At 62.5% G+C, this 1,272-nt stretch carries 1 protein-coding gene; it reads left to right on the plus strand.

Going from position 1 to position 1,272, the window contains the following annotated elements; translation table 11 throughout:
- Positions 1-232: 232 nt before the first annotated feature.
- On the plus strand, positions 233-1,117 hold the full coding sequence (locus tag A3M7_RS45635) for a class I SAM-dependent methyltransferase (RefSeq protein WP_049823955.1): 885 nt from the start codon (positions 233-235) through the stop codon (positions 1,115-1,117).
- Positions 1,118-1,272 lie beyond the last annotated feature (155 nt).

A 1,272-nucleotide genomic window follows, 5' to 3' on the forward strand; every position in this document is an offset into this window, starting at 1 on the left:
CTGATTGCCTGCAACCTCGGCCCGAAGCTGAAGACTACACCTGGAAGCGAAAGTCTCACTCAGTGGAGTGCTTCCGCTCGTGGCCCGTTTGAGACATGCCGGGGCGGTCTGACGATGTCCGTTGTTCGGGGCAGACCAGAAATCGCGTTTCGGGGCCGTCAGGGACCCACAGCGATCATAGGCCGTGTCAAAATCCTGCAACGTAGCGACGTCCTGCCGGGCGTGATGTGCTATGGTTCAGTTGGAATTGGTTCTGGCCGAAGTGCAGGCTTCTTCTGAGCTGATGGATGGCGACATGAGCACGACGTTCGGGGCCGGTTTCCATGCTGCACCGGGTAAGACGGTCGATGCTTCGGCATACGAGCGGTGGACCGGCCGGTGGTCGAGGCTCTTTATTCCGGCGGTGCTCGCTGCCGCCGGTGTGGGACCAAAGTGCCGCGTCCTCGACGTCTCCACTGGAACAGGCGAAGCCGCGCGGATGGCGCTTTCGCTCGTCGGCACCGAGGGCGTCGTGGTTGGCGCGGACATCTCGCCTGAGATGCTTACGAGCGCACGCGCAGGGTTGCATGGGTCGCCGTTTCTGCCGGTCGCGGCCGATGGCCAAGCATTACCGTTCAGCGACACCAGCTTCGACGCCGTCGTTTGCCAGCTCGGCTTGCAGTTCTTTCCCGATCCAGCGCGGGGCGTCGGGGAATTCCGGCGCGTTCTGCGCAAGGGCGGTAGCGTGGCGATATGCGTGATCTCCACTCCGGATCGGGCACCCATGTGGGGTAATCTTGCCGAGGTCCTCAGCCGCTTCCTGCCGGAACTGCGCGATGTCCTGTTTCTCTCGTTCGCGCTGCACGACCCGAACCGGCTGGAAACCATGCTCGTCGGCGCGGGCTTCCGCGACGTCCGCGTGGAGCGCACAACGCGGGAAGACAGCTTCGAGAGTTTCGAGGACTATTGGCAGCCGATAGAAGCCGGTGTCGGTTCTATACCCCAAGCCTTTTTGCGGCTCGCCACCGCTGACCGACAAGCCGTGCGCGAGGAGGTGCAGTCGCGCCTCTCGCGTTTCGAGCTGAACGGTAAGCTGCGCATGAGCGTCGAGATGCTGATCGGCAGCGGGCGCGCGTAGGAGCGCGGCACAGGTCTGGTACAGCGTTCGCCGAAGCTATGAGTGATCTGGACTTCTGCAATTGGCCGATTTTGTTGCAAAAGTCGGTTGAGGCAGGCCGCGAACCGTGATTCCGTTGTGTTGACGCGAATCTCGGCGAGGTCGATCCATGATGG

The organism is Bradyrhizobium sp. WSM2254 (assembly GCF_000472645.1).
Lineage (GTDB): Bacteria > Pseudomonadota > Alphaproteobacteria > Rhizobiales > Xanthobacteraceae > Bradyrhizobium > Bradyrhizobium niftali.

What these genes read in the sequence shown, in the direction of transcription:
- A3M7_RS45635 (WP_049823955.1), top strand. Translation starts at nt 233, where the DNA reads ATGGTTCAGTTGGAATTGGTTCTGGCCGAAGTGCAGGCTTCTTCTGAG.